This window comes from Streptomyces coffeae, assembly GCF_016741875.1.
Taxonomy (GTDB): Bacteria; Actinomycetota; Actinomycetes; order Streptomycetales; family Streptomycetaceae; genus Streptomyces; species Streptomyces coffeae.
Window position 1 is genome coordinate 417,190 of the sequence record NZ_JAERRF010000002.1, and the last position, 21,023, is coordinate 438,212.

Below are 21,023 nucleotides of genomic sequence, written 5' to 3' on the forward strand. Positions count from 1 at the left end.
CGCTCCTCGTAAGGGTGGCAGGGTGGTGCGGTCGTGCGGGGGGTGGCGGGTTCACTGGGGCGCCTCGCAGCGCGCGGGGTGGGTGCTGTCGCCGCGGTGCGGGCCGCGGCGGGGGGTGTGGCCGTCGGGGGCGCCCGGGGTGGCGTTGTGGGCCGAGGCGCGGGACAGGACGGCGCGGGCGTACCCGAGCAGCCCGAGCGCGGCGGCGGCGCAGGCGGCCGCGGGCACGACGGCCGCGCCATGGGCGGCGATCAGCCGCGCCACGGGTGCACCGAGCGGCGCGCCACCGGGCAGCCGGGCGGCCAGCGCGGTGACCTCCACCGCCGCCTCGGCCGCACCGGCCGCGGCCAGCCCGCTGATCGCCGCCGCGCGGAAGCCGTGGACGGCGAGCAGCCGGGCCGCGAACAGCAGCGCGGCCAGCGCGGCGGCGGCCGCCTCGGCGGCGGTGACGGAGCCGGTGCCGGACGGCGACAGGCGGAGGACGAGCCGGGCCGCGAGCACCAAGGGCGCCAGCGCGGCCAGGAAGCCGAGGGCGGTGAGCACGAACAGCGGCCGGACTCCGGCCGCGAACTCCTCGAGCCCGCGGCTGCCGGTCAGCCTCCGGCGCGCCCGTACCGCGAACCAGCGGGCGCACCCGGCCGCGGGCGCCGTGGCCAGCGCGAGGACCACGGCGGTCTCCGCGGCGCGCGCCGTGTCGTACGCGCCGCGCTCCCCGGTCACCAGCCCGGTCAGCAGCCAGTCCCCGCAGGCGGCGTAGCCCAGGAGCCAGCCGAGGCAGAGCGGTCCCGCGAGGTCCGCGAGCCGCCCGGCGCGCCCGCGTCCGGCGATCCGCAGCGGGCCCCTGCTCAGGCAGAGCCACAGCGCGACACCCACCAGGACGGCGCCGGCCACGCCGAGGGCGGCCCGGACGGCGGGCGGCGCGATGTCGGGCCGGAGGACCGCCCAGGCGGTCACCGCGCAGAGCGCCCCGGGCAGCGGCCACAGCGCCCAGGAGCCGCGCTCGGGGCGCGGGGCGGGGGCGTCGGCGGGCTCCTCGGCCCGGTCCTCGGCGCGGGGTACCCGGGCGTACAGCTCCTCGGCGAGGGCGAAGACATCACGATGCCGGAAGCGGGCGGCGGTACGGTCCGTCACCCCGTGGGCCTCAAGACCGGCGGCGATCTCCAGCGGATCGACGGCGCGAGCGCAGAGATCGTGATGCCGGTGCATCAGCTCGCGCACCGGATCAGCGGGACCCCGCCGCCCCGGCGCGCCGGTCGGCCGCGCCCCGCTGTCGTCCCCGGGCGCAGCCCCGGCCTCGGGCCCGGCCGGATCCCCCGAGGGGGCGTGGGCTCCCGGGTCACGCGCCGTATCCGGCCGCCCCGCGCCCGTACGGCCCGCGGCGGCGTCCGGCCACAGCGGTTCGCCGCCCCTGCCGGACTCCCCCGCCGCCGCGTACGGCGTCCGGGCCGCGGCCCCCGGTGCAGCCCTCTCGGAGGCGATCAGGGCGCGGGAGGGGCGGTTCCAGCCGCCGGGGGAGGTAGGGGTGGTGGGGGCGTCCGGGGTGGGGTCGTGGGGCGTGGTCATGCGCCCTCCTCGGTCGCGCTGCCCTGCGGGCCCACGCTCAGGGGCTCACGGGGCGGCGGGGCGGCCCAGGTGGGGGTGTGGTCCTGCGGGCCGCGGGACGCGCCGGGTGCCGCGAGCCAGTGGCCGAAGCGGTCGCCGTCCCGGCCCGCGGTCCAGCGGCCCGGGATATGGGCCTCCGCCGGGAGGGCGAACGGCAGCGGCGCACCGCCCTCGCCGACCTCCTCGCGCCGCACCGGGCAGTGCGACATCAGCTCCAGGTAGATACCGCGGAACGCCGCCACGTTCTGCTCGATGGTGAACAGCTCCAGCGCACGGGCGCGTGCCGCGGCGCCCAGGCGCGCGCGGCGGGCGGGGTCGCCCAGCAGCGCGAGACAGGCGTCCGCGAGCGCCCGGGGGTTGCGCGGGGGCACCACCAACCCGGTGCCGCCGATGGCCTCGCATACCGCGCCCACATCCGTCGACACCGTGGCCCGCCCGCAGAACATCGCCTCGACCAGCCCCACCGGAAAACCCTCGACCACGCTGGAGAGCACCACGACCCCGCCTGCCGCGTACGCCTGAGGGAGGGTGGGCACACCGGGCTCGCCGAGCCGTTCGAAGGAGACCGGGTTGTCGCCGACGGTGTGGGCGTCCGCGGCCTCGTCGGGGAAGAGATGCGCGGCGAGGGCGCGGCAGTGGGCGACGTAGTCCTCCCCCGGCGCACTCCCCGCCGGTTCCGTGGAAGCGTCCGCGCGCCGGGTCTCGATGATGCGCAGCCGCGCGTCCGGCCTCCGGCGCCGCACCTCCGCGAACGCGTGCAGCAGGGCGACGACGTCCTTGGGCGGCTCGATACGGCCCACCCACACCAGCGTCCGGTCGTCGCCACCGGAGACCGCACCGCCGTCGCCGCCGGAGACGCCCTGACCGCCTTCGCCGACCTCCGCGAAGCGGGCGGCGTCCATACCGGGGTAGACGGTGCGCAACCGCTCCGGGGCGGCACCGCACCGCTCCTGCCAGCGGCGGGCGTGGGTGTTGCCGGGGGTGATCAGCGCGGCCCGGGCATACACCTCCGCGGCCAGGCGGCCCTGGAACGCGGAGAGCAGGGTACGGACGGGCGCGGAGCGGACGGCGGCGGGCCGCACCGCGTCCGCCGGACCGACCGGACAGCCCTCGAGGTAGTGCTCGCGCACCCGTACGCCGTACTCGGTGACCAGCAGCGGGGTACCGAAGAAACGCTTGGCCACCAGCCCCGGAAGGGCGGCCGCGCCGCCGGAGGTGGCATGACACAGATCGGCCCCGGCCAGGCCGCCGGGGCCGTACCAGTCCAGCGACAGGGGCCGCAGCGCGCGCTCCAGCGCCGCGGTGACCGTCAGCAGATCGGCGACCCGCGCCTGCTGGGCGCCGCGCGCGGCACCGGGGAGGTGACAGGCGCGCTCCAGCAGGCGGACGGCGTCCTCGGAGCGGAGCGCGGCGGGGAGTCCGCCGTGCTCGAGGGCGAGTTCGGCGAGCCCGTGGAGACCGTTGGCGAAACGGTCCGCCTGATGTCCGGTGCCCGGCTCCGGGCCGCCTGGCGAGGCGATCGCTGCGGCCAGTTCACCGAAGTGCTCGGCGAACCGCCGCCGCTGCCTGCGGCCCCCGCGCCGCACGGGCGGGGCGCCCCACAGCGGGGCGGTGCGCACCCGCCGCACCTGGGCGGGGAGTTCGGCCCAGCCCTCGGCGTCCTGGCGGGCGCTGCGGCTCAGCGCGTAGACCTCGAACTCATGCTGGTCCAGGCCCCGGACGAGCCGGTCGCACCACACCCGCGCCTCACCGTTCGCATACGGATAGCCACCCTCCGTAAGCAATGCCACGCGCATGAGCGCACCCCCGATCTTCCTGTGGGCAAGCCGTGATGCCGCCGTCGTGCGGCGTGAGCACGTTATGCGCGCATGACGGCAGCGCGACGGACGGTTGTCCGTCGCACCACCAAAAGGGGTGAACGCCCGTGACCTTCCCTGCGCTCAGGCGTTGTTGGGCGCTATAGCGGCCGGAAGGCTCGTTTCCGGGCCACCGGCGGAGTGCCGCCCGCGCAGGAACGGTTGGGCTATCGCTTGGGGAACGGCCAGGCGTTGGGGCGGCAGGTGGCGCCGTCGGTCGACAGGAACTTCGTCTGCTGCATCATCACCGGGGCGAGCGCGCCGTCCCGCCCGCACACCTCGTGGTTGTGCCCGAGCCGGTGGCCGACCTCGTGGTTGATGAGCATCTGCCGGTAGCTGTGCATCTTGTCGTCGCCGAAGGTCTCGGCGCCCCGCGCCCACCGATAGGCATTGATCATGACGCGCGAGGTCTGCGCCGAGTCACAGGAGACGTTGAGCTCAGCGACGTCGAGTCCGGACTTGGCGCACCAGGCCGCGGTGGTCCCGGGGCTCGCGAGGGTGATCACGAACTTGGCGGGCCCGGAGGAGACCCGCTCGAAGGCATACCTGCCGCCGTGGCCCCAACTCCGGTCGTCATTGAGCGTCTTGTGGACGGCTTCGGCGAACAGCTCGCCGTCGAGGGGCAGCCCCTTCTCCACGTCCACCCGGTAACGCAGCACCTCGCCCCGGCCGGGCGCCTTGTCGTGCCCGCCGACGGTCGTGAACGCACCGGGGCCGCGCAGCTTCGGGTCGAGCGGAAAGACGGCCGCCATCTTCTCGCTGTACGACAGGTGGGCCCTCGCACCGGCGGACTGGGCCGGCGCGGGCCGGTCGTCACCGCGCGAGACGTTGTCGGAGCGGCCGCGCTCCGCGCCGCCCTGGGCGCGCGGCTGCTTCTTGTCCTCCAGTGACCCACCGGCCACCTGCCCGGCCACCACGACCGCCAGAACGGTGGTCACGGCAGCCGCGGCGACACCGGTGAAGGTCCGGCCCCTGCCGCCCTTGGTGCCGCCCCGCGCGCCGTCCTCGGGGTCGTCGTCCCCGGGGCCGTCGGCGTCGTGGTCTGCGTCGTTGCCGGGGAAGTACTCATCACTGCTTCCGCCGTCCGCACCGGCACCGGCCGCCTCCCGCGCACGGCGCGGCGTCGGGACCGCTCCCGGCGCTCCGGCGGCGAAGACGTCCTCGCCGTCGTCCATCGCGCCCGGTGCGCCGAACGCGTCGAGGTACTCCTTGCGCGGGCCGGGCATCAGTCCGCCCGCACCGGAGACCGTGGGGCGCGACGGCGGGTTCATCGTCGTGGCGCCCGCGGAGGCGCGAGGGCCGCCGAGGGCGCCCCAGCCGCCGCCGGGCTCATGGTGCTCCGGATGGCCGCCCCGGGCGCGCGGCGGCGGAGGCTGCGGTCCGTACGCCGCCCGCGGTACGCCCTGCGGGGGTGTCATCGCCGGGTCGGCCGCGCCCGGTGCGGCGCGCCTGCGGCGCCCGGTGCCCGGCGCCCCCGAGGGCGCACCGGCCGCGCCGGGGGCATTGTGCTCCACGAACCCGGGGCCGGAACCGGAACCCGCGCCGGAGGGCCGGTGACCCCGTCCCTCCTGGCTGCCACGTGCGCTGTGTTTACCCACGCGCCGCACCGCTCCCGTCCGCGCCGGGTGCCGGTACGGCGCCCCGTACCGCCCGGCTCTCCCGGCATTCTTGTCCGTCAACGTCATCGAGCAGCTCGCGCATGGCGTGAGCCACTGCTTCCGGATACTCCATCATCGCGACGTGTCCGGCGTCCAACAGTGTCAACAGACGGGAGTCACGGAAGGTGGCGTTCGCCCGCCGTGCCATCCGGATGGACACCAGTTGGTCGCGCATACCGTAGACGAGGAGCGTGGGCGCGAGCACCCGCTCGGCCTGCCGCCACAGGGAGTGCTGGCCGCCCAGCGTGTACGAGTCGACGACACCGCGCGCCGAACGCGCGAGCGCGTCCCAGAAATACGGGAGGTCGAGGCGGCGCTGGAACTCCTCCACCGCCAGCGCGAAGTCCTCCGGGCCGACCCGCCCCGGATCGCCGTAGGTGAGCATCATCACCTCGCGGGTGCGCCGCTCGGCGTCCCAGTCCCGGGTCAGCCGAGTGAACAGCCGGGTCACCCCGGGTATCGCGAGCAGTCCGGTGGGCAGCGCGGTGCGCGGCGGCCGCAGCTCGGGCAGGGCGGGCGAGACGAGGGTGAGGGTGCGCACCAGATCGGGCCGCAGCGCGGCGACGCGGGTGGTGATCGCGCCGCCCATCGAGTTGCCCACCAGATGGACCGGGCCGCGGTCACCGGCGTCGAGATGGCGGATCACGGCGCGGGCGTGGCCGGTGATCGAGTAGTCGCCGTCGTCCGGCGGCGGGGAGTCCCCGAAGCCGGGGAGGTCGATCGCCTCACCGTCCACCCGGTCGGCGAGCCCCTCCATCAGCGCGGACCAGTTCAGCGAGGAGCCGCCGAGGCCGTGGACGAAGAGCGCGGGCGGCAGACCGGAGGCGACCGGGGGGCGGGAGCGCACGGTCAGGGTGAGTCCGGGCAGCCGGGCGGTGCGCAGTTCCTCCCCGGCGCCGACGCGCGCGGGCCGCGCGGGTGGGACGGCCGCGATAATGCGGGCTTCCGGCGGCTCGGTCGCAGACATGCGGCAATGTTACGAGACGATCACGCCGCTGGCCGTGTGTTCGCACTCACAGGCGACGTAGCGTCCGAAAGTGACCTCTCCTAGGCTCGTTACTACGGAGGTGCTCCGCTGCCTCCGGGAATGGGGAGTACATGTCCATCGACCCGAGCGACCCCGAGACCTTCGAGAACAACAACAACTCCGTGGAGTTCGACGTCGAGGCCCCCGAGGCGGACGCCGCCGAACAACACCATGACCTGGTCCCCCACCGCGACGACCAGCCGTCCTCCGGTGAGCTCCTCGAAGCGAACGAGGCCGACCGGGCGGAGCAGGCCCGTGTCGTCGAGGTGAGTGAGGAGGACTACCGGTGACCAGCGCCGATGGTGGGCTTTTCATAGTGTCCGGTCCGTGAAATTCTCCGCACGAACCGCGCGCTGCCCTGTTACCCAAAAGTACGATGGCGGGCGCGGTGGACATCGTGCACAGAACATTCAAATTGGGAGGCGGCGTGACAGCCATCGAGCAGACCGAGGCGCGCCCGCGAGGTACGCGCCTGCCGCGCCGAGCCCGACGCAATCAGCTCCTGGGGGCTGCCCAGGAGGTCTTCGTCGCACAGGGCTACCACGCGGCGGCGATGGATGACATCGCCGAGCGCGCGGGGGTCAGCAAGCCCGTGCTCTACCAGCACTTCCCGGGCAAGCTGGAGCTCTATCTCGCCCTGCTCGACCAGCACTGCGAGGCACTGCTCCAGGCGGTGCGCACCGCGCTCGCCTCGACGACCGAGAACAAGCAGCGCGTCGCCGCGACCATGGACGCGTACTTCGCGTACGTCGAGGAGGAGGGCGGCGCCTTCCGTCTCGTCTTCGAGTCCGACCTGACCAACGAGCCGGCCGTGCGCGAGCGTGTGGACCGGGTCTCGCTCCAGTGCGCCGAGGCGATCAGTGAGGTGATCGCCGAGGACACCGGCCTGTCCAAGGACGAGTCGATGCTCCTGGCCGTCGGCCTCGGCGGGGTCTCGCAGGTCGTCGCGCGCTACTGGCTCTCCAGCGGAAGCGCGGTGCCGCGGGATACCGCGGTGCAGTTGCTCACCTCGCTCGCCTGGCGGGGCATCGCGGGGTTCCCGCTGCACGGGGCCGACGGCGGGCAGCACTGAGCCGCTCCGCCATCTCCGGCCGCGCGACCGCGCGTTCGCGTGGGCGGGCGTGTTCGCTGCGGGCATGTGCCCGGGCCGCCCGGCAGGTCGCCCTCCCCGGCTAATGTGTGCTGCGTACGGCGCGGATGGCCGCGCACCCCAAACTGACCGTCGGAGGGACAAAGCCGTGGAGGTCAAGATCGGCGTGCAGCACGCGCCCCGCGAGATCACCTTGGAGAGCGGGCAGTCTGCCGAGGAGGTCGAGCGCGCGGTGGCCGACGCGCTCGGTGGCAAGGCTCAGGTGCTGACCCTGGTGGACGAGCACGGCCGCAAGATCCTGGTCCCGGCCGACCGGCTCGCGTATGTCGAGATCGGTGAGCCGACCGCCCGCAAGGTCGGATTCGGCGCGCTCTGAGCGGTCGCAAGCAACGGCGGCGGGGCCCGGTGGAGATCCATCCACCGGGCCCCGCCGCCGTTGTACGCGCTGCTGCGCCCCGTGGTGCGCGCCCCTGGGCCTGTCCTCCCCCGTGTCTCCCCCGCGTGCCGTGTGCGCCCGCCCGCCGCGCACTCCACCGTCTCCTTCCGGCACTGCCGGGTCACAGGGTTGCCCGCTCTCCGGCAGGGGTAGGACGGGCACGACCGACGCGCGATCGCGTGTCGGTCCCGGTCCGCTCACGGGAAGGACGCGCCATGATCCTCTGGGAAGCGCTCGGCTCGGTACTGATCGGTTTCGCCGTCGCGTACGGGGCGAGCCGCTGGCGCCCCCGAAGGCTGCCCGCACGCCCCCTGGTGCTGTCCACCGGCCCCGGCGCCGCGCTCTTCGGCGCCCTGCTCGCCCATACGGTGCTGGGCTCGGGCCAGTCCGCGGCGGTGCTGATCGTCGCGCTCGGGTTCACGGCGGCGCTGCTGTCGCTGCTCATCCGCCCCGCGGGCCGTACCCGCCGCAGGCGCTCGGTCACGGCCTGAGGCCGCCCACGACCGGCCCGGGGCGGCCGGACCCCGGACCGGGCCCGGCCGCTCTCCGCGAGGCCGTTCTCCGCAAGGCGGCTCTTCGCCAAGCCGCGCGAGGCCGAAAGCCGCGCGAGGCCGCTCTTCGCTAGGCCGCCAGGCCCAGCGCCGCCATCCGCTTGGTGTGCGCCTCGGTGATCCGGGAGAACATCCGGCCCACCTCCGCCAGGTCGAAGCCGTCGGCCATGCCGCCCACCAGCATCGTGGAGAGCGCGTCGCGGTCCGCGACCACTCGCTGCGCCTGCGACAGCGCCTCGCCCATCAGCCGCCGCGCCCACAGCGCCAGCCGTCCGCCGACCCGCGGATCGGCCTCGATGGCGGCGCGCACCTTCTCCACCGCGAAGCTGGCGTGGCCGGTGTCGTCGAGCACCTGGAGCACCAGTTGGCGGGTGTCCGCGTCGAGCCGGATGGCAACCTCGCGGTAGAAGTCGCTGGCGATCGAATCGCCCACATACGCCTTGACCAGGCCCTCCAGCCAGTCCGACGGCGCGGTCTGGCGGTGGAAGCCGTCCAGTGCGGCGGCGAACGGCTCCATCGCCTCCGTCGGCCGCTCACCGACCGCCGCCAGCCGGTCCCGCAGCCGCTCGAAGTGGTGGAACTCGGCGGACGCCATCTTCGCCAGCTCGGCCTTGTCCTCCAGCGTGGGCGCCAGCTTGGCGTCCTCGGCCAGCCGCTCGAAGGCGGCCAGCTCGCCATAGGCGAGGGCGCCGAGCAGATCCACCACCGCGGCCCGGTACTGCGGATCGGCGGCGGCCGTGTCCCAGTCCTGGGCGGCGATCCCGGTGGCTTCGGCGCCGGGCTCCTCGGGATGGTCCGCCGCGCTCTCCCCGGCGCGGTCCTCGGCGGTGGCTGCGGCGTTCTCAGGCGTGTCAGGCGTCTCCATGGAGCGCACAATAGCCCGCTCAGCGCCATGGGGAAGGCCCTGGTCAGCCATGACCTGCGGCCCCGCGCGTCCGGTTCCCCGGTCACAGATGCGCGCTTCCGGGGTACAGTGGTATTTGCACCCGTCGCATACCGGCGGGTCGTTCCACGAATGCGGATGCCCGGTCGGTGGCCCGATCGGCTCCAAACCGACCGCCCTCCGCGCGGCGCGCAGCGTTCATGCGCACGGCAGGAGGGACCCGCTCGCGGCGAGAGCGCTCGAGCGAGGGCAGTGGTCCCGCGCCGAACCGGCCGCCCCAAGGCCGGTGCACCCGGGCGCCGTGCGATCCCCTTCGCCGCCTCCCGCCGCGTCTCACAGAAGAGGCAAACATCCTGACCACCTTCCGAGAACTCGGGATCCTCCCCGAGACAGCCGAGGCCCTGGAAGCCGTCGGCATCACGTCCCCGTTCCCCATCCAGGAAATGACGCTTCCGGTCGCCCTCTCCGGCACCGACGTCATCGGCCAGGCCAAGACCGGCACCGGCAAGACGCTGGGCTTCGGCCTCCCGCTGCTGGAGCGCGTCGTCGTCCCCGTGGACGTCGAGGCCGGCCGGGCCAAGCCCGAGCAGCTCACCGAAGCCCCGCAGGCGCTTGTGGTCGTCCCCACCCGCGAGCTCTGCCAGCAGGTCACCAACGATCTGCTCACCGCCGGCAAGGTCCGCGACGTCCGCGTTGTGTCGATCTACGGCGGCCGCGCCTACGAACCACAGGTCGAGGCGTTGAAGAAGGGCGTCGACGTGGTCGTCGGCACCCCCGGCCGGCTGCTGGACCTGGCGGGCCAGAAGAAGCTGCGGCTCTCCGCCGTCAAGGTGCTCGTCCTCGACGAGGCCGACGAGATGCTCGACCTGGGCTTCCTGCCCGATGTCGAGAAGATCATCCAGCTGCTGCCCGCCAAGCGCCAGACCATGCTGTTCTCGGCGACCATGCCGGGGCAGGTCATCTCCCTGGCCCGGCGCTACATGTCGCAGCCCACCCACATCCGCGCCACCGCGCCGGATGACGAGGGCGCGACCGTGGCCAACATCACCCAGCATGTCTTCCGCGCTCACTCGCTGGACAAGCCGGAGGTCGTGGCGCGGGTGCTCCAGGCCGAGGGCCGCGGTCTCGCGATGATCTTCTGCCGCACCAAGCGGACCGCCGCCGACATCGCCGACCAGCTCGCCCGGCGCGGTTTCGCCTCCGGCGCGGTCCACGGCGACCTCGGCCAGGGGGCGCGCGAGCAGGCGCTGCGCGCCTTCCGCAACGGCAAGGTCGATGTACTGGTCTGCACCGATGTCGCCGCGCGCGGTATCGATGTCGAGGGCGTCACCCATGTGATCAATTACCAGTCGCCGGAGGACGAGAAGACCTATCTGCACCGCATCGGCCGCACCGGCCGGGCGGGTGCGTCGGGTACCGCTGTCACTCTCGTCGACTGGGACGACATCCCGCGCTGGCAGCTGATCAACAAGGCGCTGGACCTGCCGTTCAACGACCCGGAGGAGACCTACTCCACCTCCGGGCACCTCTACGAGCTGCTGAGTATCCCGGAGGGCACCACCGGTGTCCTGCCGCGTGCCGAGCGCACCCGGGCCGGACTGGCCGCCGAGGAGATCGAGGACCTCGGTGAGACCGGCGGCCGGGGCGGCCGTGGCCGCCGGTCCGCCGGTGCCCCGGAGGAGCGCCCGGCGCGCACCCGCAACCCGCGGGTCCGGCGCCGCACCCGCGGCGGTGTGTCCATGGAGGGCTCGAGCGCGGCGGAGGGGACTCCAGCTGCCGAGGCCGCCGCCGACACCGCCGAGGGCGCCACCGAGCCGCGTCAGCCCCGTCGCCGCCGCCGTACGCGCGGTGGTGCGGCGAGCACGGGCGAGGCGGCCACCGCGGCGGTCGACGCGCCGGAGACCGCCGAGGCCGCCCCGGCGGCGGCTGAGGCTCCGGCCGAGGAGGCCGAGGCCAAGCCGCGCCGCCGTCGCACCCGCGCCAAGGCCGCCGAGGCCGTGGAAACCGGTGCGACCGCGGAGCAGACCGCCGAGAGCGAGGAGGCCGAGGCCAAGCCGCGCCGCCGTCGCACCCGCGCCAAGGCCGACGCCCCCGCCGAGACGGCCGTCGCGACCGCCGAGGGCACCGACACCGCGGACGCCAAGCCCACCCGCCGCCGCACCCGCACCAAGGCCGCCGAGGCCGTGGAAGTCGATGCGACCGCGGAGCAGACCGCCGACGGTGAAGCCAAGCCGGTCCGCCGCCGTCGCCGCACCCGTGCGGCGGCCCAGCCCGAGGCCGTGGCCGAGAGCTGATGGCACCCGGCACAACCGAGCACCACTGGGCCCCGTTTCGCGACACCGCGGAACGGGGCCCGGTGTTCATGGTCCGTTTCCCATGCCCTGTATAGCCTCATCCCCATGAGCAGGCCGCCGTTTCTCACCCTGCCCGCGGGCGTCCGCGCATACCGACTGGGGACCGCACGCGGGGAGTTCGCCGTGCACGACGCGCGGCCCGGCTCGGCCGCACGCGGCACGGTGCTGCTGGTGCCGGGATTCACGGGCAGCAAAGAAGACTTCATCGCACTGCTGGAGCCGCTGGCCGCGGCGGGCTTCCGGGCCGTCGCGGTCGACGGCCGCGGCCAGTACGAGAGCCCCGGGCCCCGGGACCAGGACGCGTACACCCAGGCCGAGTTGGTGCTCGACGTCCTCGCGCAGGCCACGGCGGTCAGCGCCGCCACCGAGGACCCCGTCCATCTGCTCGGGCATTCACTGGGCGGGCTGATCGCGCGCGCCGCCGTGCTGCGGGACCCGGGCGCGTTCAGCTCGTTGACGATCATGAGTTCCGGTCCCGCGGCCATCTCGGCCGCGCAGCAGGCCCGCACCAAGCTGCTCATCGACGCGCTGACCGTGATGGATATGGAGTCCGTCTGGCAGGCGATGCGCGAACTGGATCCGCCCGAGGCGGCCGACGCGGCGACCCCGCCCGGCGTACGGGAGTTCCTCCACCGGCGCTGGCTGGACACCGTGCCGGAGCAGCTGATCGCGACCGGGCGGCAGCTGAACACCGAGCCGGACCGGGTCGGCGAACTGGCGGCGTCCGGGGTGCCCACGCATGTGCTGTCCGGCGAGTTCGACTACGCCTGGCCGGTGCCGCTGATGGATGAGATGGCCGAGCGGCTGTCGGCGCGCCGGACCGTGATCGAGGGCGCCGAGCACTCCCCCAACGCCGAGCGGCCGCGGGCCACGGTCGAGGCACTGGTCGCGTTCTGGCGGAGCCTGGGCTGAGCCACGCCGCCTACGGGCGCTCGGGCGCCTCAGGGGCGCTCAGTACTGGGCCTGGAGGTGCTCCCAGAAGCCGTCCCGCAGGGCCCGCCGCAGATCCGCGTGGGCGCGCAGCGACAGCCGCAGCAGCCCCTCCGCGTCGATCAGCAGCTCCTGGTCGACCGAGCCGGGGAGATAGGGGTGGCCCGGCAGCAGCTCGGCAAGTGTCTCCCGGCCGCGTGAGGACAGCCACTGGGCGGCGATCTGCGCTCCGACGAAGCGCACCTCGTCCCGGCTCGGGGCGGGCCCGGACAGCGCCATCTCGCCGTTCAGCTCATAGCCGGTGGCCCGGCGGGTGACGTACGGCTTGCAGAAGTCGAGGTCGAAGGTGCGCTGACTGTCGACCTCCCACAGCAGCGGTTCGGCCTGATTGCGCCCGTCCACGGCCTCGATGCCCCACAGGTGGACCCGTGCCCCGTAGCCCTGGGCCGCCTCGACAGCGGAGACCAGGTCCTCGTCGCCGCCGATCAGCACGGCGTCGCCGATGGCGCGGTGCCGGGCGAGGGACTCGAGGTCGGAGCGGATGAGGGAGTCGACGCCCTTCTGCTGGTTGTTCGCGTTGAGGTTGCCCAGCCGGACCTTGACGTCGGGCAGCTCCGCGATGCTCTGCTGCTCGGGGGTGTGGATCCGGCGCCGGGCGCCGTCGAACCAGTAGACCCGCAGCAGCCTGCTGTCCGGGAAGATCGTGCGGGCCTTGTCGATGAACGCCTCGATCAGCCCCTCGGCATCCAGCTCGAAGGCCCTGCGGTCCTCCGTGCCCGCGACCAGCCGTCCCGCGGCCGCGTACACATACCCCGCGTCCACGAAGATCGCGTGGGTGGACGGGGTGGTGGCGACCTCGGCGAGTACGCGTTGCAGCAGCTCATTGGTGCGCTCGATGCCCGCGACGATCGAGGCGAGGTCTGGTTGGCCCGGAGGCGGCAGGTCACTCATACGCGGTTCATTCTCCGGGCGGGCGCTCGGGGATCACAACCGGACCCTCCCCCGCTACCAGCAGATACTTAGTCTGGCGAAAAATTTCATTAGCGTAGGGAATGTTTTCAGGGCACACTCTCGTTGACACGTACAGGAGCGTGCGGCAGCGAGGCCGCGCCGCCTCCGTACACATCAGTTCTCCTCAGGAGGATCAGACGAAGGGAGAAGCCTTGCGCTTCGAGATCATGCGCCTTGACGACATCGACGGCAACGCCGTGGACAGCACTGTCGTGGACGCCGCCTCCGTCAACCGGATCGTGCAGCAGGCCGCCGCGATCGGCCAGCGCATCTACATCCGCCCAGCTGAAACCGTTGCCCGGTAGCGCCGTAAGGAGCTCCTGACGCACGACTGACGCCGAACGCGAAGGCGCCCCCGTACACGGATGTACGGGGGCGCCTTCGCGTTCAGGAGCGTCAGGCGTTGTGGATCACCTGGATGACACCGTTGATGATCTGCTGCACCGCCAGGGCGGAGAGCATCATTCCGGCCAGTCGGGTGACCAGTACCACTCCGCCTTCCTTGATCACACGGATGATCAGCAGCGAGTAGCGCATCGTGAGCCACAGCACGATATGCATGGCCACGATGGCGGCCCACACCGAGATCTGGTCAGCGACGCCCTTCGCGTGCTGCACCGCGAGGATCACCGAGACGATCGCCCCCGGCCCGGCCAGCAGCGGCATCCCGAGCGGGACCAGCGCCACATTGACGTCCTTGGTCTGGGTCGGCTCGTCGTTCTTGCCGGTGAGCAGAGCGAGCGCGATCAGCAGCAGAAGCAACCCGCCCGCGATCATCAGCGCGGGGACCGAGACATGCAGATAGTCGAGGATCTGCTGACCCGCGACGCCGAAGACGGCGATGACTCCAAAGGCGACGGTGGCGGCCTGGCCCGCCATCCGGCGCTGGACCTTGACGGGGCGGCCGGAGGTCAGCGCCAGGAAGATCGGCGTGATCCCCGGAGGGTCCATGATCACGAAGAGGGTGAGAAAAAGGGATCCGAAGACAGCGGTGTCGAACACGGTGAAGGGCCTTGCGCAGACGTGGGCGAGCGACGGCTCGCGAAGGGGACGGGGAGGGAGGAGGTGAGGTGAGGTGAGGTGTGAAGGAACGGCGGGGCGGGGTGGGCTCAGCCGCCCGCGCCCGGCACCGGGAACGCACCGGCGGCCCGGCGCACGATCTCGCCGTAGATCTCGGGGTCGGTGGTGTACTCGCCCAGACTGCAGCTCTTACGGCTGCCGTGGTAGTCGCTGGAGCCGGTGGTGAGCAGACCGTGCTCGGCGGCGAGGCCGCGCAGCCGGGCGCGGGTGGGCCCGTCGTGGTCCATGTGGTCGACCTCGATACCGTCCAGGCCCGCGGCGGCCAGCTCGCCGATCGCGCTCTCCGGTACGCACTGGCCGCGCTTGAGGGCCAGGGGATGCGCGAAGACGGTGACCCCGCCCGCCGCCTTGACCAGCCGGATCGCCTCGAAGGGGTCCAGCTCGTGCTTCTCGACGTAGGCACGGCCGCCATTGGCCAGCCATGCGGGGGTGAAGGCGTCCGAGACGCTGTCCACGACGCCCAGCTCGACGAGGGCGGTGGCCACATGAGGCCGCCCGACGGCCCCGTCCCCGGCGATCTCCGCCACCCGCTCCCAGGTGACCGGCACCCCCAGCTCCCGCAGCTTGGCGACCATCCCCTGAGCACGGGGTACCCGGTCGTCGCGCACCAGCTCGCGTTCGCGCGCGAACGCCGGCTCGGCCGGGTCGAAGAGGTACGCCAGCATGTGCAGGCTCACACCGTTCAGCCGGCAGGACAGTTCGGCGCCGGTGACCAGGGTGAGGCCCTCCGGTAGCGCCCGTATCGCCTCCTGGTGGCCGCCGACGGTGTCGTGGTCGGTCAGCGCGACGACGTCCAGCCCGGCCGCGGCGGCGTTCCGCACCAGCTCGGCGGGGGTGTCCGTACCGTCCGAGGCAGTGGAGTGGGTGTGCAGGTCGATGCGCACGACACGGCTCCAAGCTGCGAGGGAAGGAACGGAGGGGACGCTTCAGGATAACCGGCGCCCCGGGCATGCCCGGGTCAGGGGCAACGATCCAGCGGCGGGAGCGCGGCGTCAGGACAGGATCCGCGGCGAGAGCGCGCCGCAGGGCACCAGGTCCACCTCGGCCCCGGCGTCCCGCAGATCGGTGAGCACCATCTCGTCGTACATCAGCAGCCCGGTCTGCTCGGGCCAGACGATCGCCCACAGCCAGAGTCCGCATGCCTCGCCCGCGAAGACCGCCCGGTCGTCGGGGGTGCCCTCGACATGCCACAGCGGGGTCGGCCGCCCGGCGGCCAGCACCTTCACATGCGGCGGTTTGTCCACCCGCATCCCCGGACCGGGGTCGGGCCCCGGAATGCCCGCGTAGCGCGCGCCGAGACCGACGCCGAGCTCCTCGGCCACCAGCAGCAGCTCACCGGGGCCACCCAGCGGGCCCGGCCCGGAGCAGGCCACGGCGGTGGCGCGGCCGCCGCTGCGGTCGTCGCCCGCGCACGCCACACCGGTGAACAGCCAGCCCACGGGCAGCGGCCACGGCATCCAGACCGGGACCCGGGCGCGGTTGGTGACCACCACGAGTGCTTCGACGCTCGGCGGGACGACAGGCTGGAGCGGATGCACGGTGCCGTGCATGCCGCACTGCCACGTGTCGGCGAAGAGACCGGGCGCTCGCACCCGGCCACCGCACTTCGGGCAACTGGGTTCGCCCCTCATAGGGCCCCACGGTCCTCCCCGGCCGTCCTCGCGTCAAGGACGATCACCCGTCCGGAGGTCGTACGGTCGAAGAGTTTCCGCCCGTACGGCATGTGCGGTACGCCGTGATCCGGCGTTGCACGCACCGGGCCGACCGCCGGGGGCGGCTGTGCGGTCAGCCGTCCAACGGAACCGCGGCGCGCATCGGGTCGCGCAGATCCGTGCCGTGCCGCAGCCAGCGGTCCTGGAGCGCGCCCGCGCCGTGGACCCGCTTCCACGCCGCCTCGTTCCCCGTCATCGGCAGCAGCGGAAGGAAGCGCACCGGTTCCATCGGCTCCAGGAGCTCCAAGTCCTCCACCAGTCCGCCCGGTTCGGCGACCAGCACCGAGGTGAAGGGCGCGCCGGTCCACAGCGGCGCACCGATGTCCAGCGAGGCGCCCGGCGCCACCACCAGGCCCTCGACCTGGGGTGAGGCGGCCAGCACAGCGAGCGGGCGCAGCACCTCGTCCAGAACGCCGATACCGGGTCCCGCACCGCCGCTGCGCACGGTGAGCACCAGCTCGGCGCGCGGACCGCGCAGGGAGTCGGCGACGGGGGCGGTGGGATCGGTCATCGGGGTCTCCGACATGCCGAGGGTGGCGTAGCGGACGACGTCCTCCTCCCCCCGGAACCGCAGCACCTCGATGCGGTTCGTGCCGACGAAGGTGACGGCCGCGCGGCCGTCGGGCTCACCCAGCGTGGTGATCAACCGGGCCTCGACCAGCTGAAGAACGTCTGACATGCGGTGAGCATAGATCGCGTATCGAACAGGCAAAGCGGCGACGTAACGCTTCTGCTGACTGATAGCCTTTATCTCTGCCCAGGGAGTTACACATCGTCCCCCACGGGGGACCGGCCGGAGGAGGTGGGGCTGCGGTGGATCCGAGTCGACCGTGCAGTACCGACAGTTCTCCCGTCGATTCCCTTGGGAATGCGCACGCATGATCTGACGCCTTCCGTACCCCACCGCACCGCGGTGAAACACGTGAAGTCGGTTCGCATCCAGGGCATGTGACGGCAGAGCGCCTTCGTCCCGCTTTGTTCAGTTTTCTTACGCGAACTTCCGTCAGCGCCATCGCACGGAGCGCCGCCCGCTTTGCGGACGTATCCGGGGCCCACCCCGCCGTACGTCCACCTTCCGGGTGCCGCGCTGCGCCCCGCGCCCGCCGCTGACGGCCGGCCCGTGAAGGAGCCCGTCATGTCGATGATCCGTGACCTGCGCGCAGCCGTCCGCCCCGCTCTGCGCCGGACCCGCGCCGCCCACAACTACGACGCCACGCGTGACCCGTCGGCCACCAGCGCCGTGGTCGACTGCGCGGTCTACCGGGACGGACACCGGGTCAGTGACCATGTCAGCCCGGTGGAGGCGATGGAGCGGGTGCGCGCCGAGGGAGGGTTCGCCTGGATCGGTCTGCACGAGCCGAACGAGCGCGAGTTCGCCGGTATCGCGCGGGAGTTCGGGCTGCACCCGCTGGCCGTCGAGGACGCGGTCCAGGCCCATCAGCGGCCCAAGCTGGAGCGGTACGACGACACCCTCTTCACCGTCTTCAAGACCATCCACTACGTCGAGCACGCCCAACTCACCGCGACCAGCGAGGTGGTGGAGACCGGCGAGGTGATGTGCTTCACCGGCCGCAACTTCATCGTGACCGTCCGGCACGGCGGCCAGGGCTCGCTGCGCGCGCTGCGCCACCGTCTCCAGCAGGACCCGGAGCTGCTGGCCAAGGGCCCCTCGGCGGTGCTGCACGCCATCGCCGACCAGGTGGTGGACGGCTATCTCGCGGTTGCCGACGCCGTCCAGGACGACATCGACGAGGTGGAGATCGACGTCTTCTCGGCGGTGACCTCCCGGCGCGGCGGTGACGCGGGCCGGATCTACCAGCTCAAGCGTGAGGTACTGGAGTTCAAGCGGGCGGTCTCGCCGCTGCTGCGGCCGATGCAGCTGCTGAGCGAGCGTCCGATGCGGCTGGTGGACCCGGACATCCAGAAGTACTTCCGGGATGTCGCCGACCACCTGGCGCGGGTCAATGAGCAGGTGCTGTCCTTCGACGACCTGCTGAACTCGATCCTCCAGGCCAATCTGGCGCAGGCGACCGTCGCGCAGAACGAGGACATGCGCAAGATCACATCATGGGCGGCGATCTTCGCCGTCCCCACGATGATCGCGGGGATCTACGGCATGAACTTCGACTACATGCCGGAGCTGCGGTGGAAGTTCGGCTACCCGACCGTGCTGCTGGTCACCGTCGGGATCTGCTTCGCCATCCACCGCGGCTTCAAGCGCAACGGCTGGCTGTAGCCCGTCGGCCTTCCGGCGGTCCGCCAGGATCACCAGGGTGAGCCCGCCGAGGATCACCGCGAGCGCCGGGTAGGCGGCCACCGGCGGGGTCTGGCCGAGCCAGAGCGCCGCGATCAGGGCCGCCCCCGGCGTCTCCAGCAGCACCGCGGTGGAGGTGACGGACGGGCCGAGGCCCCGCACCACCCGGTTGATCAGGGTGTGCCCCAGCAGCTGGGCGGTGACCGTCAGCGCCGCCAGCTGGAGCCAGGTGACGCCCTGGTAGCCGCCGAGCGCGGCGCCCGAGCCCAGACAGACGGCCAGCAGCAGCGCGCTGGTGGTGGCGTAGCAGACGAGGGTGTACGCGGTGGTGCTCACCGAACGGCGCACCTCCGCCCCGAGCACCACGTACCCGGCCCCGGCCACCCCGCCCACCAGCGCCAGCGCGTCGCCCAGCAGTGCGCGGGGCGAGGCCGACAGATCGACACCGGTGAGGATCACCACACCGAGCAGGGCCAGGGCCATGCCCAGCCAGACCCGGGCGGACTGGCGGTGGCCGCGCAGCCGCAGCAGCAGCGCGGTCCAGATCGGGGTGGTGGTGACCAGCGCGGTGGACGAGGCGACGGAGGTCATCCGCAGACTCGGCAGCCAGGTGCCGAAGTGCACCGCGAGCAGCGCCCCGGACGCGGCCGACAGCAGCACTGCCCGGCGTCCCATCCCGCGCAGCTCACTCCGGTGGCGCCAGAGCGCGAACGGGGCCAGCGCGCCGACCCCCATGGCGTTCCGCCAGAAGGCGATGGCGAGGGCGGGCGCGGCCGTGACGGCGGCGAGCGGCGCGGAGAACGAGACCCCGGTCACGGCCACCGTGAGCAGCACGGCGTCCAGCGGCAGCGGGGTACGGGAGCCGTCACCGCCGGTCCCGGCCGGCGTGCCGGTGGCGGCGGAGCTACGGGCTGGGCGGGCAGTGACCACCCCCTCAGCGTAAGGCGCTTGGGCGGGTCAGACACCTGTCGTCCCGAGGGCTGGGACGGCCCCGGCCGCCCGGCGGCGGTGCCGCGCACACGTCCTAGGCTGTGCCTATGACGCAGACGCCGATGGACCGTGCCCTTGTCGAGGAGGCGGCCAAGAAGTCCGCCCTCATCTGGGTGCAGGGCAGCGAGGGCCCCGCCCGCCCCCTGTGGCACATCTGGCACGAGGGCGCCGTCTGCCTGGTCGGGGACGGCCCCGACGAACAGCCTCTCACCGGGCTCGGCCTCGACCACGGCGGCACCGCCACGGTGACCGTGCGCAGCAAGGACAAGGGCGGGCGGCTGGTCGGCTTTCCCGCGCGGGTGGTGGAGCTGGCCCCGGGCAGCGAGGCGTGGACCGCGGCGGTCGACGAGCTCAAGGGCAAGCGGCTGAACGCGGTGGACGCCGAGCGGATCGCCGAGCGGTGGGCGAGCGGCAGCCGGGTGCTGCGGCTGGAGCCCGCGCCCGGGGCGCTCGCCGAACAGCCCACCGGCTCGCTGGCGGCGGCCCCGCTGCCGGCCTCGGCGGTCACCCGCCGCCCGATGCCCGAGGCACTGCCCAAGCTGCTGGCGCGCGGCCGGCGGGCCCGGAGGCGCTGAGCGCGCCGCAGGTGCCGTCATGCGTCTGCGGCTGCGTCGTGGCCGGCCGCGCCCACGCGGCGGAGCCGCACATCGACACAGCCCCGCACCCCTTCGGGGCGCAATCGAACCGCACCGGACTTCAGCGAGGCCGCCCGGGGCGCGCCAGGGCCCGGGGCAGGACGCGGAGCGTCAGGGCCCCTCGGGGATCTGCCGGCCGTAGTCGAGGACGTGGTCCTTGTCCGGCGCGGTCAGCGTGAAGTCCTTGTTCCAGTCGGCGAGCCGGATCACCCCGGCGCGTCCGGCGCGCTGCAACCGCAGGGGGTACGGACGGCCCTCCAGGGAGACGTCCAGTGAGCCGCCCTCGCCGCCCTTGCCGCCGAGGACACGGATGGTGCGCACGCCGCCCACCTCGCCGCGGTCCCCGGCGGCGATCTCGCCGTGCAGTCCGAGCAACCCGTCGAGCAGCACCTTCTTGTCGGTGAAGCCGGTGAGCCGCCGGTAGGAGGGGTCGCCGGAGGGGACCTTCACATATTTGTCGTCCAGCTTGTGCGCGGCGCCCCCGGAGGCGCCCTGGCTCCCCTTGCCGGCCTCGTTGCCCTCGTGCGCCCAGAAGCCCGCGTCCGCCTTGAGGTAGAGGTCCTTGCCGACGCGCAGCAGCTCGAAGGTGCTGCCCTGGGTGGAGACCTGGCCGGTGCCGCCGTCCTCCTTGAGCCGCATGTCCAGGGTGTAGGTGCGCCCCTTGGTGACGAGCTTGCCGGACAGCCGTACCGCTGCCGCGCTCCCGGCGACCGTACGGGCCTTGCTCTCGATCTTGGCCGCGGGCAGTTTGCCCACACCGTTGGTGCCCGCGTCGGGGTCCTTGCCCCCCTCGCCGCCGCACGCCGTGAGCGTCGCGGCCAACCCCGCGCACATCGCTACGACGAGAGCGCTCTTCCGGGTGCGCACGTCCGCTCTGCCTCCTGATGCCGGTGCAGTAGGGCAGCGTACCGGTGCCGTCCACGGGTGTCCGCAGGGTGCCGGACGGCCCCTCGT

General features: G+C 73.2%; 19 protein-coding genes and 2 pseudogenes. 9 read left to right on the forward strand and 12 right to left on the reverse strand.

All coding sequences use genetic code 11. From position 1 onward, the window contains the following. Positions 1–51: 51 nt before the first annotated feature. The 4 genes from JK363_RS04125 to JK363_RS04140 form a co-directional block, all read right to left on the reverse strand. A complete protein-coding gene (locus tag JK363_RS04125) occupies positions 52–1,563 on the reverse strand; it encodes a hypothetical protein (protein WP_236075533.1) in 1,512 nt (503 codons plus the stop codon). Then, the gene (locus JK363_RS04130; protein WP_201871473.1) at positions 1,560–3,398 is read right to left on the reverse strand and encodes a DUF3492 domain-containing protein; all 1,839 of its coding nucleotides are present in this window, start codon (positions 3,396–3,398) and stop codon (positions 1,560–1,562) included. The genes JK363_RS04125 and JK363_RS04130 overlap by 4 nt, the downstream gene beginning before the upstream one ends. A gap of 227 nt (positions 3,399–3,625) precedes the next feature. Then, positions 3,626–4,972 (reverse strand): DUF3152 domain-containing protein, encoded by a 1,347-nt coding sequence (locus JK363_RS04135; RefSeq protein WP_307821599.1) that lies wholly within the window; start codon positions 4,970–4,972, stop codon positions 3,626–3,628. Between the two features lie 76 nt (positions 4,973–5,048). Then, positions 5,049–6,083, reverse strand: a complete 1,035-nt coding sequence (locus JK363_RS04140; RefSeq protein ID WP_201871475.1) for an alpha/beta fold hydrolase — start codon at positions 6,081–6,083, stop codon at positions 5,049–5,051. Between the two features lie 131 nt (positions 6,084–6,214). On the opposite strand from JK363_RS04140, the gene JK363_RS04145 reads away from it, so the two are divergent. The 4 genes from JK363_RS04145 (at position 6,215) to JK363_RS04160 (ending at position 8,160) form a co-directional block, all read left to right on the forward strand. Continuing rightward, complete coding sequence (locus tag JK363_RS04145) at positions 6,215–6,433, forward strand: Rv3202a family protein (RefSeq protein WP_201871476.1); 219 nt, start codon at positions 6,215–6,217, stop codon at positions 6,431–6,433. A gap of 137 nt (positions 6,434–6,570) precedes the next feature. Then, positions 6,571–7,215 (forward strand): TetR/AcrR family transcriptional regulator, encoded by a 645-nt coding sequence (locus JK363_RS04150; RefSeq protein ID WP_201871477.1) that lies wholly within the window; start codon positions 6,571–6,573, stop codon positions 7,213–7,215. Between the two features lie 166 nt (positions 7,216–7,381). Then, positions 7,382–7,609: a DUF3107 domain-containing protein gene (locus tag JK363_RS42110; RefSeq protein ID WP_201871479.1), complete on the forward strand. Its 228-nt coding sequence runs from the start codon at positions 7,382–7,384 to the stop codon at positions 7,607–7,609. A gap of 275 nt (positions 7,610–7,884) precedes the next feature. Further along, positions 7,885–8,160 (forward strand): hypothetical protein, encoded by a 276-nt coding sequence (locus tag JK363_RS04160; RefSeq protein ID WP_201871481.1) that lies wholly within the window; start codon positions 7,885–7,887, stop codon positions 8,158–8,160. Positions 8,161–8,290: 130 nt separating this feature from the next. Here JK363_RS04160 and JK363_RS04165 read toward each other — a convergent pair whose 3' ends face one another. Continuing rightward, positions 8,291–9,085 carry a ferritin-like fold-containing protein gene (locus JK363_RS04165; protein ID WP_215910478.1) on the reverse strand — a complete coding sequence of 265 codons (795 nt, stop codon included), beginning with the start codon at positions 9,083–9,085 and terminating at the stop codon, positions 8,291–8,293. Between the two features lie 304 nt (positions 9,086–9,389). On the opposite strand from JK363_RS04165, the pseudogene JK363_RS04170 reads away from it, so the two are divergent. Together JK363_RS04170 and JK363_RS04175 are read left to right on the forward strand one after the other, a co-directional pair. Next, a pseudogene (locus tag JK363_RS04170) lies at positions 9,390–11,397 on the forward strand (DEAD/DEAH box helicase). A gap of 105 nt (positions 11,398–11,502) precedes the next feature. Continuing rightward, on the forward strand, positions 11,503–12,369 hold the full coding sequence (locus JK363_RS04175) for an alpha/beta fold hydrolase (RefSeq protein ID WP_201871483.1): 867 nt from the start codon (positions 11,503–11,505) through the stop codon (positions 12,367–12,369). 39 nt (positions 12,370–12,408) lie between these two features. Here the strand turns inward: JK363_RS04175 and JK363_RS04180 are convergent, their stop codons facing one another. Continuing rightward, a complete protein-coding gene (locus JK363_RS04180) occupies positions 12,409–13,338 on the reverse strand; it encodes an NYN domain-containing protein (RefSeq protein WP_201871485.1) in 930 nt (309 codons plus the stop codon). 212 nt (positions 13,339–13,550) lie between these two features. Between JK363_RS04180 and JK363_RS04185 the strand changes: the two genes are divergently transcribed. Then, the gene (locus JK363_RS04185) at positions 13,551–13,703 is read left to right on the forward strand and encodes a DUF8834 family protein (protein ID WP_201871487.1); all 153 of its coding nucleotides are present in this window, start codon (positions 13,551–13,553) and stop codon (positions 13,701–13,703) included. Between the two features lie 91 nt (positions 13,704–13,794). Here the strand turns inward: JK363_RS04185 and JK363_RS04190 are convergent, their stop codons facing one another. From JK363_RS04190 to JK363_RS04205, 4 genes are all read right to left on the reverse strand, one after another. Then, complete coding sequence (locus JK363_RS04190) at positions 13,795–14,400, reverse strand: MarC family protein (RefSeq protein ID WP_201871488.1); 606 nt, start codon at positions 14,398–14,400, stop codon at positions 13,795–13,797. A gap of 107 nt (positions 14,401–14,507) precedes the next feature. Further along, positions 14,508–15,362, reverse strand: a complete 855-nt coding sequence (locus JK363_RS04195; RefSeq protein WP_201871489.1) for a PHP domain-containing protein — start codon at positions 15,360–15,362, stop codon at positions 14,508–14,510. Between the two features lie 108 nt (positions 15,363–15,470). Continuing rightward, positions 15,471–16,109, reverse strand: coding sequence for a DUF6758 family protein (locus JK363_RS04200; RefSeq protein ID WP_176180782.1), 639 nt, complete (start codon positions 16,107–16,109; stop codon positions 15,471–15,473). 154 nt (positions 16,110–16,263) lie between these two features. Continuing rightward, complete coding sequence (locus JK363_RS04205; protein WP_201871490.1) at positions 16,264–16,869, reverse strand: suppressor of fused domain protein; 606 nt, start codon at positions 16,867–16,869, stop codon at positions 16,264–16,266. A gap of 456 nt (positions 16,870–17,325) precedes the next feature. Between JK363_RS04205 and JK363_RS04210 the strand changes: the two genes are divergently transcribed. Next, positions 17,326–18,426, forward strand: a complete 1,101-nt coding sequence (locus JK363_RS04210) for a magnesium and cobalt transport protein CorA (protein ID WP_201871491.1) — start codon at positions 17,326–17,328, stop codon at positions 18,424–18,426. Positions 18,427–18,435: 9 nt separating this feature from the next. Here JK363_RS04210 and JK363_RS44580 read toward each other — a convergent pair. Beyond that, positions 18,436–19,374, reverse strand: a pseudogene (locus JK363_RS44580) (DMT family transporter); the annotation flags it as partial. A 107-nt stretch (positions 19,375–19,481) separates the two neighbouring features. Between JK363_RS44580 and JK363_RS04220 the strand changes: the two are divergent. Beyond that, entirely contained in the window at positions 19,482–20,009 is a 528-nt protein-coding gene (locus JK363_RS04220) for a hypothetical protein (RefSeq protein ID WP_201871494.1), read from the forward strand. Between the two features lie 171 nt (positions 20,010–20,180). On the opposite strand, the gene JK363_RS04225 is transcribed toward JK363_RS04220, so the two are convergent. Then, the gene (locus tag JK363_RS04225; RefSeq protein WP_307821601.1) at positions 20,181–20,936 is read right to left on the reverse strand and encodes a hypothetical protein; all 756 of its coding nucleotides are present in this window, start codon (positions 20,934–20,936) and stop codon (positions 20,181–20,183) included. Positions 20,937–21,023 lie beyond the last annotated feature (87 nt).